This window comes from Streptomyces sp. NPDC056503, assembly GCF_042794995.1.
Taxonomy (GTDB): domain Bacteria; phylum Actinomycetota; class Actinomycetes; order Streptomycetales; family Streptomycetaceae; genus Streptomyces.
The window spans coordinates 13,890-28,114 of sequence record NZ_JBHTST010000018.1 but is presented as its reverse complement, the minus strand read 5'-3'; the positions used below and the strand labels follow the sequence as shown (position 1 = coordinate 28,114).

General features: G+C 72.9%; 14 protein-coding genes. 11 read left to right on the top strand and 3 right to left on the bottom strand.

The annotated features are described in order from the left end of the window. Entirely contained in the window at window positions 1-1,407 is a 1,407-nt protein-coding gene (locus ACFQ8C_RS07865; RefSeq protein WP_383453372.1) for an MFS transporter, read from the bottom strand. Window positions 1,408-1,498: 91 nt separating this feature from the next. Here ACFQ8C_RS07865 and ACFQ8C_RS07860 point away from each other — a divergent pair, with 91 nt between their 5' ends. The 8 genes from ACFQ8C_RS07860 (at window position 1,499) to ACFQ8C_RS07825 (ending at window position 8,441) form a co-directional block, all read left to right on the top strand. Then, window positions 1,499-2,386: a helix-turn-helix transcriptional regulator gene (locus ACFQ8C_RS07860; RefSeq protein ID WP_383453370.1), complete on the top strand. Its 888-nt coding sequence runs from the start codon at window positions 1,499-1,501 to the stop codon at window positions 2,384-2,386. Between the two features lie 27 nt (window positions 2,387-2,413). Further along, on the top strand, window positions 2,414-2,776 hold the full coding sequence (locus ACFQ8C_RS07855; RefSeq protein WP_383453368.1) for a cytidine deaminase: 363 nt from the start codon (window positions 2,414-2,416) through the stop codon (window positions 2,774-2,776). A 200-nt stretch (window positions 2,777-2,976) separates the two neighbouring features. Continuing rightward, entirely contained in the window at window positions 2,977-3,459 is a 483-nt protein-coding gene (locus tag ACFQ8C_RS07850; protein WP_383453366.1) for a hypothetical protein, read from the top strand. Between the two features lie 201 nt (window positions 3,460-3,660). Beyond that, window positions 3,661-4,998, top strand: a complete 1,338-nt coding sequence (locus tag ACFQ8C_RS07845) for a beta-xylosidase (protein ID WP_383453364.1) — start codon at window positions 3,661-3,663, stop codon at window positions 4,996-4,998. A gap of 93 nt (window positions 4,999-5,091) precedes the next feature. Continuing rightward, window positions 5,092-6,039: a WxL protein peptidoglycan domain-containing protein gene (locus tag ACFQ8C_RS07840; RefSeq protein ID WP_383453362.1), complete on the top strand. Its 948-nt coding sequence runs from the start codon at window positions 5,092-5,094 to the stop codon at window positions 6,037-6,039. Between the two features lie 29 nt (window positions 6,040-6,068). Continuing rightward, window positions 6,069-7,028 (top strand): GTPase Era, encoded by a 960-nt coding sequence (gene era, locus ACFQ8C_RS07835; protein WP_383453360.1) that lies wholly within the window; start codon window positions 6,069-6,071, stop codon window positions 7,026-7,028. A gap of 2 nt (window positions 7,029-7,030) precedes the next feature. After that, window positions 7,031-7,405 (top strand): hypothetical protein, encoded by a 375-nt coding sequence (locus ACFQ8C_RS07830; RefSeq protein WP_383453358.1) that lies wholly within the window; start codon window positions 7,031-7,033, stop codon window positions 7,403-7,405. Window positions 7,406-7,427: 22 nt separating this feature from the next. Continuing rightward, window positions 7,428-8,441 carry a hypothetical protein gene (locus ACFQ8C_RS07825; protein WP_383453356.1) on the top strand — a complete coding sequence of 338 codons (1,014 nt, stop codon included), beginning with the start codon at window positions 7,428-7,430 and terminating at the stop codon, window positions 8,439-8,441. Window position 8,442: 1 nt separating this feature from the next. Here the strand turns inward: ACFQ8C_RS07825 and ACFQ8C_RS07820 are convergent, their stop codons facing one another. Continuing rightward, on the bottom strand, window positions 8,443-8,691 hold the full coding sequence (locus tag ACFQ8C_RS07820; RefSeq protein WP_383453354.1) for a protealysin inhibitor emfourin: 249 nt from the start codon (window positions 8,689-8,691) through the stop codon (window positions 8,443-8,445). 22 nt (window positions 8,692-8,713) lie between these two features. After that, window positions 8,714-9,757 (bottom strand): M4 family metallopeptidase, encoded by a 1,044-nt coding sequence (locus ACFQ8C_RS07815; protein WP_383453351.1) that lies wholly within the window; start codon window positions 9,755-9,757, stop codon window positions 8,714-8,716. A 292-nt stretch (window positions 9,758-10,049) separates the two neighbouring features. On the opposite strand from ACFQ8C_RS07815, the gene leuA reads away from it, so the two are divergent. The 3 genes from leuA to ACFQ8C_RS07800 all read left to right on the top strand — a co-directional run bounded on the left by leuA (window position 10,050) and on the right by ACFQ8C_RS07800 (window position 14,217). Then, the gene (gene leuA, locus ACFQ8C_RS07810) at window positions 10,050-11,813 is read left to right on the top strand and encodes a 2-isopropylmalate synthase (protein WP_383453349.1); all 1,764 of its coding nucleotides are present in this window, start codon (window positions 10,050-10,052) and stop codon (window positions 11,811-11,813) included. Window positions 11,814-12,041: 228 nt separating this feature from the next. Further along, window positions 12,042-13,397 carry a choice-of-anchor A family protein gene (locus ACFQ8C_RS07805; protein ID WP_383453347.1) on the top strand — a complete coding sequence of 452 codons (1,356 nt, stop codon included), beginning with the start codon at window positions 12,042-12,044 and terminating at the stop codon, window positions 13,395-13,397. A 127-nt stretch (window positions 13,398-13,524) separates the two neighbouring features. Beyond that, window positions 13,525-14,217, top strand: coding sequence for a TerB family tellurite resistance protein (locus ACFQ8C_RS07800; protein WP_383453345.1), 693 nt, complete (start codon window positions 13,525-13,527; stop codon window positions 14,215-14,217). Window positions 14,218-14,225: the final 8 nt, after the last annotated feature.

The following is a 14,225-nucleotide window of genomic DNA, read 5'->3' as shown; positions in this document are numbered from 1 at the left end:
TCACCGGGAGCGCCGCAGGCCCAGGGCGATCAGGACCGCCGCGACCAGCACGATGGCCGCGTCCAGCGCGATGACCGTGCGCACCCCGTCGTAGAGGCTGTCGCCCGTGGTGGCGAGGATGCCGAGCAGTGGGATGCCGACGGTCAGGCCGACCTGCTGGGTGGTGGTGACCAGGCCGGTCGCCAGCCCCTGCTCCTCGTCCGGGACGCCCGAGGTGACGGTGACGCCGTACGAGATGATCGCGACCAGGTGGAACATCGAGGCGACCGAGACGGCGACGCCCGCGAAGACCGCGCCCGAGCCGGAGCCGATCCCCAGCAGGGCCGCCACGAGGACGCCCTGCCCGGCGAGCCCGGCGACCAGCGTGCGGCGGGCGCCGAAGCGGCCGATCAGCCGGGGCGCGACGGTGCCGGCGAAGACCGACACGACACCCTGGACACCGAAGACCAGACCGGTGGCGAAGCTGGACAGGCCCAGGGTCTCCTGGAGGTACAGGGTCAGCACGAAGATGATGGTCGACATCATCGAGAAGGTGACGAGACCGCCCAGGTTGCCGAAGGCGACCGTGCGCCGGCGCAGCATCGGCAGCGACACCAGCGGGGCGGGGCTGCGGGACTCCACGACCACGAAGGCGACGAGCAGCGCGATGCCGGCGACCAGGGTGACCAGGACGTCCGCGCCGCCGAAGCCGCGCTCGGCCGCCGTCGACAGGGCGTAGATCAGGGACAGCAGGCCGCCGGTGACGGTCACCGCGCCGGGCACGTCGAGCCGGGGCCGCTCCGGGGTGCGGGACTCGGAGAGCAGCCGGGGGGCGAAGGGCAGCACCAGCGCGCTGAAGAGGGCGAGCAGGCCCATGGTGGAGCGCCAGCCCAGGGTGTCGGTCATGACGCCGCCGAGGACCATGCCGATGGTGAAGCCGAGCGAGAGCAGGGTGCCGGAGATGCCGAGCGCCCGGTCGCGCAGCGGGCCCTCGGGGAAGGTGGTGGTCAGCAGGGACATGCCGGTCGGGACGATCGCGGCGGCGCCGACGCCCTGGAGGGCGCGGCCGGCGAGGAAGGAGGCCGGGCTCCAGGCGAAGGTGGCGAGCAGGGAGGCCGCGCCGAAGACCGCGAGGCCGGTGAGGAACAGCTTCCTGCGGCCGTAGAGGTCGCCGATCCGGCCGAAGAGGAGCAGGAAGCCGCCGGACGGCAGGGCGAAGGCGGTGACGGCCCACTGGAGGGCCGAGGGGCTGAGCCCGAGGTCGGCGCCGAGCGCGGGCAGCGCGACGTTCAGGACGGAGAAGTCCAGCGACACCATGAACTGGGCGGCGCACAGGACGATCAGGACGAGCCGGGCGCGGCCGGTGAGCGCGGGTGCCGGCGGCGCGGGGGCGGCGGGGGCGGACGGGGGAGAGGACACGGTTGCCATGGCCACGACTCTCGTGGTCCGGGAACAACGCTGGGGAGCGGGAACTTATCCTGTTGGTCGCACCACCAGGCGTCCGGGGGAGGAAGCACACGTGGTCACAGCGCTGGAGAGCGCCGACGGCAAGGCGCACCGACTGGCCGAGCTGCGGGAGTTCCTGATGAGCCGGCGGGCCCGGGTGAGTCCCGCGGAGGCCGGTCTGCCGGACGGCGGCGCGCGGCGCCGCACGCCCGGACTGCGCCGTGAGGAGGTCGCCGTCCTCGCCGGGGTCGGGGTGTCCTGGTACCAGTGGCTGGAGCAGGGCCGCGACATCACCGTCTCGCCGCAGGTCCTCGACGCGGTGGCGCGGGTGCTGCGGCTCAGTCCGGCGGAGCGTCGCCATCTGTACGTCCTGGCGGGGCTGAACCCGCCGGCGCCGGAGGTCGATCCGGGGGCGCGGGACATGTGCCACGGACTGCGGCGGCTCATCGAGGCGTGGATGCCCTTCCCGGCGCACATCATGGACGCCTACTGGAACACGGTCATGTACAACGACTCGGCGTCCATCGTGCTGGGGATGCGGCCGGAGATCGTCCAGAACTGCCTGATCTCCTTCTTCACGGACGAGATCTACCGGGCCCGGTCGAGCGACTGGACGGAGCTCGCGCCGAAGGTGGTGGCGCAGTTCCGGGCCGCGTGCTCGGAGAGCCCGGAGGACGAGGGGTTCCGGGCGGTGGTCGAAGAGGCCAGGGCGGCGAGTGCCGAGTTCGCGGAACTGTGGGAGCAGCGGGACGTGATGCCGGGCGGTCAGACCCGCAAGGTCCTGGAGCACCCGCTGGCCGGCCCGCTCCACGTGGAGGCCACCCAGCTGCGGGTGCCGGCCCGTCCCGACCTGGTGATCGTGCTGCACACCCCGCTGCCGGAGGCGCGGACGGCCGAGAAGCTGGAGTGGCTGGTGTCGCCGGAGGGGCGGCGGGGGGCGATGTACCCGCTGGCGGGCTGACCGGGCGCCCCGACCTATGCTCGGTCCATGACACTCAGCAGTGAGCACGGCGACCTCGGCGCCGAGGACCTGAAGATCATCACGCTGGCGCGCAGCGCCCGCGCCCGCAACGGCGTGCCCGAGGGCGCGGCCGTACGGGACGAGACCGGCCGTACGTACGTGGCGGGCACGGTGGAGCTGGATTCGCTGAAGCTGAGCGCGCTGCGGACCGCCGTGGCGATGGCGGTGGCCAGCGGCGCGCAGTCGCTGGAGGCGGCGGCCGTGGTGTCGGCCGCGGAGGCCGCGTCCGACGAGGACCGGGCGGCCGTGCGGGACCTGGGTGGGCCGGGGACGCCGGTGCTGCTCGCGGGGCCCGACGGACAGCTGCGTTCGGCCGTCACGGCGGGCTGAGAACGGCGCCCTCCGGCACGCGGGGTCCGGCCACGGCCGGACCCTTGCGCGTTTGTGAAGGATCTCCGCGCATTCTCTTGCCTTCCCATGCCGTCTGCGCGTCAATAGGCGGCGGACGGTCCGACGGACCGTCAGATATGCGCCAGTCCACGCAGTGCCCGCACCCCTGCGTTCGTCATCGGAAGGGGTACGAACTCGCCATGAGAAGAAGCACCTTAGGGGCGGCCGGAGCACTCGCGGCCGGACTCGCCGCCGCGTCCCTCGCCTTCGCGCCCACGGCCTCCGCCGCCGTCTCGCCGGGCACGGTCACCGCGACCTACGACTGCGGCAGCTGGGGCGGCGGCACCGCCACCCTCACCATGACCCACTCCGGCTCCACCGGCCAGGTCTCGATCACCGCTCCGGTGTCCACGCCGATCGCGGTCGGCGCGGACACGATCAGCTCCACGCTGATCCTGGACAACACCACCGGGCCCGACCGGACCTTCACCGGCAAGAAGAACCCGGCGATCCCGGCCGGGGGCTCGGCGAAGCTGGGCCCGCTGACCGCCACCAACGTGGTCGCCGGCGACAAGCTCAACTCGTACTTCGCCGGTGTCGCCCTCAAGCTGGTGATCTTCGGCGTCACGGTGAACTGCGACGCGGTCACGTCGCAGTCCCCGGGACCGTTCGTCATCAGCTGATCCACCGCACCGCCCGCGACCGGTGCCACCTGGGGTGGCACCGGTCCTCGGCATGCGCTCCGACATTCCGGAGAAGTCCCCACATCAGCCGATCTTGACAGGATCTGATGGGTCATCAGTCGATGGCGTCCGTCGTTATTGACTTCTCTCGCCCCCCGGCCGTCAATGGCGCCCTCTCGACCCTCAGGAGGGGGCACACACATGGCATTCACCCGAACCCGGGCGGCGGCCCGAAGACGGCGCTGGACCGCCGTACTCGGCGCCACCGCCCTCGCGTTCGCGGCCGGCGGCGCGCTCGCCGCCCCGGCCCACGCGACCGGCGCCGGGCAGTCGGTGGAATTCCCCACCCGCTGCGTCCCGCCGCCCATCGCGGGCATCCCGCCCATCGAGGGCACCACCACCGCCGTGATCTCGGTCGACAACGCCAACCCCAAGGTCGGCGACACCGTCAGCGTGACCTACTCGATCACCAAGCCCGCCGCGTCCAATCCGGTCGACCTCGCGCTCCCGGCCGACATCCTCACCCCCAGCGGCAAGGTCGTCCTCGGCGGCGCGCAGAGCGGCGCCGTCAGCGTCGTCGGCCCCAAGAAGAACCCGCCGGTCCCCGGCAAGGGCGCCTTCCCGGGCTTCTCCATGACCGGCACCTTCAAGGTCACCGCGGCGGGCTCGATCACCCTCTCGCCCGGCGACTACAACATCCACACCAGCTACCTCATGGAGCTGGACACCCCCTGCACGGTGCTCAACCCGCCCGCGCCCGTCTCCCAGACGGTCCAGGCCGGCGACCAGACCGTGCCCAACGAGCGGACCCTCGAACTCGGAGCGGCCTCCGGCGCTCCCGGCGTCCGGGTCACCGTCACCGGCGCCGAGTTCACCCCGCTCACCGAGGTGACCGTGGCCGCCAGGGCCGGAGCCGCCGAGACCGCCGACCGGATGACCGTCACCACCGACAGCGAGGGCGGCTTCGTCGCCCGGCTCAAGGTGAACGACCCGGCCACCACCGGGATCGTCGCGTACGAGGGCGGGAGCTGGAACGCGGAGAAGGGCGCCGGCCCCCTCCCGTACCAGGTCGTCGACGACACCCCGACCCCGCCGAACAGCCAGAAGATCACGGCCACCGTCCAGGCGGGCGAACTGTCCATGACCCAGGCCGGCGACGCCGTCTCGCTCTCCGCGGTCGACTTCGGCCAGGGCGGCTCGGCCACCGGAGCCCTCCAGACGGTGACGGTCAAGGACTTCCGCGGCGGCCCCGCGGGCTGGTCCGTGACCGGCAAGGTCACCGACTTCACCGGCCCGGGCGGCGCCATCGGCGCCGACAAGCTCAGCTGGACCCCGGCCTGCGTCGCCAAGGAGGGCAGCCCCAGCGCCTGCACGGCCGGCTCCGCCGGACCCGTCGGCGCCGGCGCCACCCTCGCCTCCACGGCGAACGGCACGGTCACCGGCGGCGAGTTCACCGTCGACGCCCAGCTCGCGCTGGACGTCCCGGCGTTCACCGCGCCCGGCGGCTACGCGGGCGTGCTCACGCTGACCCTGTCCTGACAGCGGCCGACGGGCCGGCCGGGCGCACCCCCGGCCGGCCCCTCGGCGGCCCCACACCCGCCCCTCCCCACCGCACCCCCGGGGGTCCGCACCGTGCGACGCAAGCTGTACGTCCTCCTCCTGAGCGCCGCCGTGCTGCTCCTCGGGGCCCCGGCCGCCCAGGCCGCCGAGAACGGCGAATGGGCCGTCTACCCGGCCGCCGCCCGGCTCGGCGACCGTCCCTACTACTTCCTCACCGCCGACCCCGGCGCCACCCTCCGCGACGAGGTCACCGTCGCCAACAAGACCGCCGCCCCGCTCACCTTCCGGCTCTACGGCGCCGACGCCTACAACACCGAGCGCGACGGCGGCTTCGCCGTCCGCACCCTGAAGGAGGAGCAGAGCGGCGCCGGCGCCTGGATCAAGCCCGAGCGGACCACGGTCACCGTCCCGCCGCGCTCCGCCGTCACCGTCCCCTTCACCCTCACCGTCCCCGCCGACGCCGACCCCGGCGACCACCCCGGCGCCCTCGTCGCCCTCGACGAGCGGATCACCCCCGCGGGCGGCGGCAGCGTCGCCATGGGCGTCCAGCGGGCCGTCGCCGCCCGCCTCTACCTCAAGGTCAGCGGCCCCGCCGTGCCCGCCCTCGCCGTCGAGGACGTCACCCTGGAGCAGGACCGGCCGCTCGTCCCCGGCACCCGGGACGGCACCACCCTCGTCACGTACACCCTCCACAACCGCGGCAACGTCACCCTCGCCCCCAAGGTCGTCCTCAGCGCCGAGGGGCTCTTCGGACGGACCCTGCTCGAACGCGACCTCGACCGGGTGCCGTCCGAGCTGCTGCCCCGGCAGCGGATCCGGCTGACCGAGCGGTGGACCGGCTCGCCCCAGCTCGACTGGGGCGAGGTGACGCTCACCGCCACCGCGAAGGACGTCCGCGAGAGCGCCCGCGTCTCCTTCCTCGCCGTGCCCTGGCCGGTCGCCGCGGCGCTGCTCCTGGGCGCCGCCGGGGGGCTCGCCGGGTGGCGGATCCGACGCCGCCGGGCCCGGTCGGGACACTGAGTGCGTGGCGGGGCCGCTCATCGGGGACAATGGCCCCCATGAGCGTGCGCAGTGATGAGACCGATGAGAACACCGCCCCCCACCGGGCGGGCTTCGCCTGCTTCGTCGGGCGCCCCAACGCGGGCAAGTCCACCCTCACGAACGCTCTGGTCGGTCAGAAGGTGGCGATCACCTCCAACCGCCCCCAGACCACCCGGCACACCGTGCGGGGCATCGTGCACCGCCCGGACGCCCAGCTGATCCTGGTCGACACCCCCGGCCTCCACAAGCCGCGCACCCTCCTCGGCGAGCGGCTCAACGACGTCGTCCGCACCACCTGGGCCGAGGTCGACGTCATCGGCTTCTGCCTGCCCGCCGACCAGAAGCTCGGCCCCGGCGACCGCTTCATCGCCAAGGAGCTCGCCGAGATCAAGAAGACCCCCAAGGTCGCCATCGTCACCAAGACCGACCTGGTGGACTCCAAGACCCTCGCCGAGCAGCTGATCGCCATCGACCAGCTCGGCCGGGAGCTCGGCATCGAGTGGGCCGAGATCGTGCCCGTCTCCGCCGTCGGCGACAAGCAGGTCCGGCTCGTCGCCGACCTGCTCATCCCGCTCCTCCCGAAGTCCCCGCCGCTCTACCCGGAGGGCGACCTCACGGACGAGCCGGAGCAGGTCATGGTCGCCGAGCTGATCCGCGAGGCCGCGCTCGAAGGCGTACGCGACGAGCTGCCGCACTCCATCGCGGTCGTCGTCGAGGAGATGATCCCCCGCGAGGGCCGCCCCGCCGACCGGCCGCTGCTCGACATCCACGCCAACGTGTACATCGAGCGCCCCAGCCAGAAGGGCATCATCATCGGCCCCAAGGGCAGCCGCCTGAAGGAGGTCGGGATGAAGTCCCGCAAGCACATCGAGGCGCTCCTCGGGACCCCGGTCTTCCTCGACCTGCACGTCAAGGTCGCCAAGGACTGGCAGCGCGACCCCAAGCAGCTCCGCCGCCTGGGCTTCTAGCGGTGCTCGACGCGGGGACGGAGCGCTTCGTCGACCACGCCGTGGCGCTTCCCCCCGCCGCCCTCGCGACGGCCTTCGACCGGATGGTCGACGGCCGCGCCACGGGCGGCCGGGAGGCCTCCCGCGCGGCGAGGCCGTCGGCGGCGCAGGACGCGGTGCTCACCCACCGGGTCCGCGGCGGACTGCTGCCCCGCGCCGACGAGCTGGACGGCCACCTCACGGGGCTCCACTCCGATGCCAAGTCCGCGATCTGCATCGCCGCCCGCGCGGTCCTCAAGCGCGGCCGGCTCACCCCGGAGCAGTACGCCCTCCTCGTCACCCCCTTCACCGGGCTGGGCGTTCCGACGCCTCCGCACCCGACCGTGGACCTGTCCTGAGGCGGCGTGCCAGCATGACGCCGTGACGGAGATCAGCAAGGGGGAGGACCTGCCGGTCCCCGGGCAGGCAGGGCAGGCCGGACCGGTTCCGCTGGAGATCCCGCACGGGGCCGTCGGAAAGTCGGCGGGCGCGGGCGCGGGCGCAGGTACGGATACGAGTACGGGCTCGGGCTCGGGATCCAGGTCGGAATCCGGCTCCGGCTCCGGCTCCGGCGCGGAGGCGGGTGCCGGGTGGGACGCGGGCTCCGGCGCGTCCGGCGCGCCGTCCGGCGCCCAGGAGGCGGACCGCTCGCGGCCCCCGCACCGGATCGACCTCGCGGACGGCGGGCGCTGGGCGGACCTGATCGCCCCCTCGCCCGCTCCGTCCCCCGGGGCGGCCGCGGTCGCCGGGATCCTCGGCGGGGAGTTCGAGGACATCGTGTACACCGGCAGGGGCGACGCCGCGTTCACCATGGAGGAGACGCCGCCGCCCGGCTACGTCCTGGTCGAGTTCGCCCGGACGGGAACGGGAACCGTCGACCTGGAGTCCATCGACTGGAACGGCAGGCAGTCCCTCTCCCTCGGGAGCGTGGACCGGCCGGGGCGGTTCGAGCAGCGGGTGATGTGGTGCGACCTCCTGTACCCGCTGCGCTTCCGGGTCCGGTGCGGTGACGCGCACCGGGGCGAGTGGGTGATCGTGATCCGTCCCGTGAGCGGGGTGCGCGAGCTCGGCGAGGGCGCCACCGGGCGGGGCTCCGAGGTACTGCTCCACACGGGGCCCGCCGGTGAACTGGTCGCCCGGGTGAGCGGGGCGAAGCGCCACGTGTCCCTGAGGGTCAGGGGGCACGAGCCGCATCGCCCCGGCGCCCCCGACCGGCGCTCGCCCCTGCTGGCGAGCGGCTACGGCCCGAGCGCGCGGGACACCGGGAAGCTGCCCGGGGGCCCGCTGCTCGTGGAGGTCGAGGGCACCGACGGCGACTGGTCGCTCGACGTCCGGCCCGCCCGCCCCGCCGAGGAGCGGAAGACCGGCTTCTGGAGCCGCCTCTTCGGGCGGTAGCTCAGGCGCCCTCCTTGAGGACCCTCGTCACGAGGGTCCGCTGGGCGTCCGTGAGGTGCGGGTCGGCGCACCGCACGGTCCGGCCGTCGACCGTGATCTCGTAGGAGAAGCCGTCCGGGACGACTCGGGTGGCCTCCGGGCCCGTGAGGACGGCGGAGGCCAGGGACTCCCACTCCGGGCCCGCGACCTCCACCTCCGCCGTCCGCTCGATGCCCGCGAAACCACCGGTGCGCCGCACTCGAATCCGCATGGGCCCTGTCTACCAGCCCGGCTCAGTCGGTGGGTACGCCCACGGTCGCCCACGCCTTCGTCACGGCCTGGATCTCCGCCGCGTCGCCGTACCGCGCCTTCGCCGCCGCCACCGTGGCCGCCGCGAACTCGGTGAAGCGGGTCTCGGGGGCGAGGGTGCCGCCGGTCATCACGTCGTACCAGATCCGGCCGGCCCGGTCCCAGGCGTGGCCCCCGAGTTCGGTCGCCACCAGGTAGAACGCGTGGTTGGGGATGCCGGAGTTGATGTGCACCCCGCCGTTGTCCCGGCTGGTGCGCACGTAGTCGTCCATGTGGCCGGGCTGCGGGTCCTTGCCGAGGACGTCGTCGTCGTACGCGGTCCCCGGCGCCTTCATGGAGCGCAGCGCCGTCCCCTGCACGTCCGGGTGGAAGAGGCCCTCGCCGATCAGCCAGTCGGCCTGGTCGGCGGTCTGGCCGAGCGCGTGCTGCTTCACCAGCGAGCCGAAGACGTCGGAGACGGACTCGTTGAGCGCGCCGGACTGGCTGAAGTACTCCAGGTTCGCCGTGTACTGGGTGAAGCCGTGGGCCAGCTCGTGGCCGATGACGTCCACGGGGAGGGTGAAGTCGAGGAAGATCTCGTCGTCGCCGTCGCCGAACACCATCTGCTCGCCGTTCCAGAAGGCGTTGCCGTACTTCTCGTCGTAGTGGACGGTCGCGAGCAGCGGCAGCCCGGCCCCGTCCATCGAGTCGCGTCCGAAGGCGTCCCGGAAGAGCGCGAAGGTGGCGCCGAGGCCCGCGTAGGCCCGGTTGACGGTGGCGTCGGCGGTCGCCTCCTCGCCCTCGTCGCGGACCTTCACACCGGGCAGCCCGGTGCGGCGCTGGGCGTCGTACACGGTCCGGCGCGGGGCCGCCGGCTCCGGCGGCGTCCCGGTGGGGGCGACGGCCGCCCGGGGCAGGACCCGGGCGGTACGGGCCGAGGCGTCGGCGATCAGGGTGCGGCGGGCGGCCTCGGCGACGGCGGGGTTGGCCGAGGAGGCGAGGTGCTCCAGGAGGTGGGGCGGCACGATCGTGCAGAAGGGGGAGGTCATACCGGCAATGTGGCACTGTGCGACGCCACTGTCACGAGAAGTGACAGGGATTGGCGAAATAGAGTGATGGGTCACCTTTTGGACTTGACGACACGGCCGTCCCGCATACTGGAACAGGACGTCCGCCTTCCCCGGTCCTGGGCTATGGTGACGCACATCATGCGTTTCGGGCTGCTTCTCCTTAGCTGCCGCGGCGAGGGCCTGTAGTCGTAGGCCGACCCCCTCCCCGCGGGTTTCGGTGTTGCGTTCGACAGTCGGCCGTCCCCCCTGAGGACCCGAGGAGCCCTACGCAATGTCCCAGTCCCCGTTCGTCAGCCGGCCCACGCCCGTCACCAACGCGACGCACACGCAGAAGCCGTCCGGGATGCCGATCCACAAGTACGGCCGCTACGAGGCCGTGGAGATCCCCGACCGCACCTGGCCCGAGCAGCGCATCACCAGGGCCCCGCGCTGGCTGTCGACCGACCTGCGCGACGGCAACCAGGCCCTGATCGACCCGATGTCCCCGGCCCGCAAGCGCGAGATGTTCGACCTGCTGGTACGCCTGGGCTACAAGGAGATCGAGGTCGGCTTCCCGTCCTCCGGCGAGACCGACTTCGCCTTCGTCCGCTCCATCATCGAAGAGGGCGCGATCCCGGACGACGTCACCATCTCCGTCCTGACCCAGGCCCGCGAGGACCTGATCGAGCGGACCGTGGAGTCCCTGGTCGGCGCCAGGCGCGCCACCGTCCACCTGTACAACGCCACCGCGCCGACCTTCCGCCGGGTCGTCTTCCGCGGCTCCAAGGACGACATCAAGCAGATCGCCGTCGACGGCACCCGCCTGGTGATGGAGTACGCCGAGAAGCTGCTGGGCCCGGAGACCGCCTTCGGCTACCAGTACAGCCCGGAGATCTTCACCGACACCGAGCTGGACTTCGCCCTGGAGGTCTGCGAGGCCGTCTGCGACGTCTGGCAGCCCGGCCCCGGCCGCGAGATCATCCTCAACCTGCCCGCCACCGTGGAGCGTTCGACCCCCTCCACGCACGCGGACCGCTTCGAGTGGATGTCCCGCAACCTGACCCGCCGCGAGCACGTCTGCCTGTCGGTCCACCCGCACAACGACCGCGGCACCGCCGTCGCCGCCGCCGAGCTGGCCATCATGGCCGGCGCCGACCGCATCGAGGGCTGCCTGTTCGGCCAGGGCGAGCGGACCGGCAACGTCGACCTGGTCACCCTGGGCATGAACCTGTTCAGCCAGGGCGTCGACCCGCAGATCGACTTCTCGCAGATCGACGAGATCCGCCGCACCAGCGAGTACTGCAACCAGATGGAGGTCCACCCGCGCCACCCCTACGCGGGCGACCTGGTCTACACCGCCTTCTCCGGCTCCCACCAGGACGCCATCAAGAAGGGCTTCGACGCCATGGAGGCCGACGCGGCCGCCCAGGGCAAGACCGTCGACGACATCGAGTGGGCCGTCCCCTACCTGCCCATCGACCCCAAGGACGTCGGCCGCTCCTACGAGGCCGTCATCCGGGTCAACTCGCAGTCCGGCAAGGGCGGCATCGCCTACGTCCTGAAGAACGACCACAAGCTGGACCTGCCCCGCCGGATGCAGATCGAGTTCTCCCGCCTCATCCAGGCCAAGACCGACGCCGAGGGCGGCGAGGTCACCCCGGCGCAGATCTGGTCCGTCTTCCAGGACGAGTACCTGCCCAACCCGGACAACGCCTGGGGCCGCATCCAGCTGCGTTCCGGCCAGTCCACCTCCGACACGGACGGCACCGACACCCTGCGCGTCGAGGCGGTCGTCGACGGCGTCGACACCGTCCTGACCGGCTCCGGCAACGGCCCGATCTCGGCCTTCTTCGACGCCCTGCAGTCGGTCGGCGTGGACGCCCGCCTGCTGGACTACCAGGAGCACACGATGAGCGAGGGCGCCTCCGCGCAGGCCGCCTCGTACATCGAGTGCGCCATCGACGGGCGCGTCCTGTGGGGCATCGGCATCGACGCCAACACCACCCGCGCCTCCCTGAAGGCGGTCATCTCGGCGGTCAACCGCTCCGCGCGCTGACCCCGCGCTCCGTACGGCGCCCCGCCCCCTCCACGAGGGGGCGGGGCGCCTTCGCGTGTGAGGTGCGTCACTGTTTCAGTCTCGCTTAAGGAAGATCATGGCGACATGCCGGAATCGGCGCGCTATGAGGTGAGTTGACGGCACATCAAGGTCTGACGGATGGTACAGACCACTTCCCCCGGGACCCCCACGTCCTCCCTCCCCGCACTCCCTGACCTGGAGTTCCGCATGCGCACGTCCGCTGCCGTCGCCACCGTCCTCACGGTGACCGGAGCCGCCCTCGCCTGGGCCCCCGCCGCCTCCGCCGCCTCCACGGAGTGCGCGCCGAACCCGCTCGGCACGGCCGGGCTGTACGCGGAGTTCGTGGAGCGCGACTCGGTACGGCACTCGGACTCCGAGGGCGCGGTGGCGGTCGGCGGCGACGCGAAGTTCGGCGACCCGAAGCAGCCGTCCGGCTTCTCCGTCGGCCACCAGCTCGGCTCCGCCGACCTCGACAGGCTGCCCGGCGGCCACAGCCTCGTGGTCGGCGGCACCCTCTCCGCCAACCAGGTCGTCATCACCAAGGGCACCGGCATAGCCGGCAAGGTCGTGAACGCCTCCGGCGGCAAGAACTTCGGCGTCGACGGCACGATCACCGAGGGCGCCTCCCCGGTCGACTTCGGCAAGGAGTTCGCCGAGCTGCGGACCCGCTCCACCGGCTGGGCGGGCGAGAAGCCCAACGGCACCGTCTCCGCCGCCGGCGACGGCCTCTTCCTCACCGGCACCGACGGCACGCTGAACGTCTTCGCCGTGGACGCCGCCGACCTCCAGAAGGCCCGCGCGATCACCCTGGACGTGCCGGTCGGCGCCTCCACCCTGGTGAACGTGCTCGGCGCCACCTACGACATGAGCGCGAACGCCACCTACGGCGTCTACTACAAGAACCTCGCCGGCGGCGCGCCCGTCGTCGACGACTACAACGTGCCGGACCCGGCGTACCGCACCATCCGTTCCCGGCTGCTGTGGAACTTCCCGCAGGCCACCACGGTGAAGAAGAACTACACCTCGTGGCCCGGCACGATCCTCGCGCCCCTCGCCACCGTCCACATGGGCGGCCCCGGCGTCGGCCCCGGCCACGTCAACGGCGCCGTGATCGCGAAGAACCTCGTCACCGTCCCCGGCGCCGAGACCCACCAGATGACCTTCGCCGGCTGCCTCCCCGGCGAGACCACCCCCGGCCCGGTCGTCACGCCGGAGACCCCCGAGCCGACCGACACCCCCGTCCCCACCCCGCCGGCCACCACCGAGCCCCCGGCCCCCACCACCTCCGCGCCCGGCGCCCCGGAGACCACCGCCCCCGCGCCCTCCGGGACGCCCTCCGACGCGCCCTCCGGGACGCCTTCCGGAACCCCCGCGGGGACCACCGCCCCCGCCGGGAGCCCGGAGGGGACCACCGCCGCGCCCGCGCCCTCCGCGACCACCCCGGAGGGTGATCTCGCCACGACGGGTTCGGCCATCGGGCCCGGTGTCATCGGGGCGGCCGTCGGGGCCCTGCTGCTCGGCGGAGGCTTCCTGGCCTTCGCGAAGCGGCGCCGCCGGGCCTGAAACCCCGGTGTCGTGTCTCGGCCATCTCCGGTGCGAAGTACGGACGAGGTGCTGACGTCACATCATGGATGTGGCTAACATCACGCCAACGCACCGGCAGTGCAGCCGGGCCGTTGAGGAGGTGCGCGTGCGTTCTGCCAGGAAAACACGTGGTGGGAAGCTGACCGTCTGCGGAATCCGCACCTCCTGGAACACCATCGGCGACGGCGAGTTCTTCTGCGAGGCGTGCGGCGGTGACCGCAGCTACCGGCGGCGCACCGGCCGCCGCCGGTTCGCCGTCCTCGGCGTCCCGCTGCTGCCCAGGGGCTGTACCGGCCCGGTGGTGGAGTGCGCCGCCTGCCACACCCACTTCGGTACCGAGGTGCTGGAGCGGCCCACCACCGGCCGGTTCTCCGCGATGCTGCGGGACGCCGTCCACACCGTCGCCCTCGCCGTCCTCGCGGCCGGCGGCACCGGCTCCCGCGAGGTCCTCGACCGGGCCGTGCACGCGGTGAGGTCCGCGGGGTACGCCGACTGCACGGCCGTCCAGCTCGTCGACCTGGTCGAGGCGCTGGAGGCCGACACCGGGCGGTTCATGCCCGAGATCAACCCCGAGGGCGCCCTCCTCGCCATCGAGATCCACGAGGCCGTCGCGCCGCTCACCCCGCACCTGGAGCCGGCCGGCCGGGAGACGCTGCTGCTCCAGGCGGCCGGGATCGCGCTGGCCGACGGCGGGTACAGCCCGGCCGAGCAGGAGGTCCTGGGCACCGTCGGAACGGCGCTGGGCCTCCCGCCGGAGGACGTCCTGCGACTGCTGGCCACCGCGCGCACCGTGTCGTGACCCGGGGC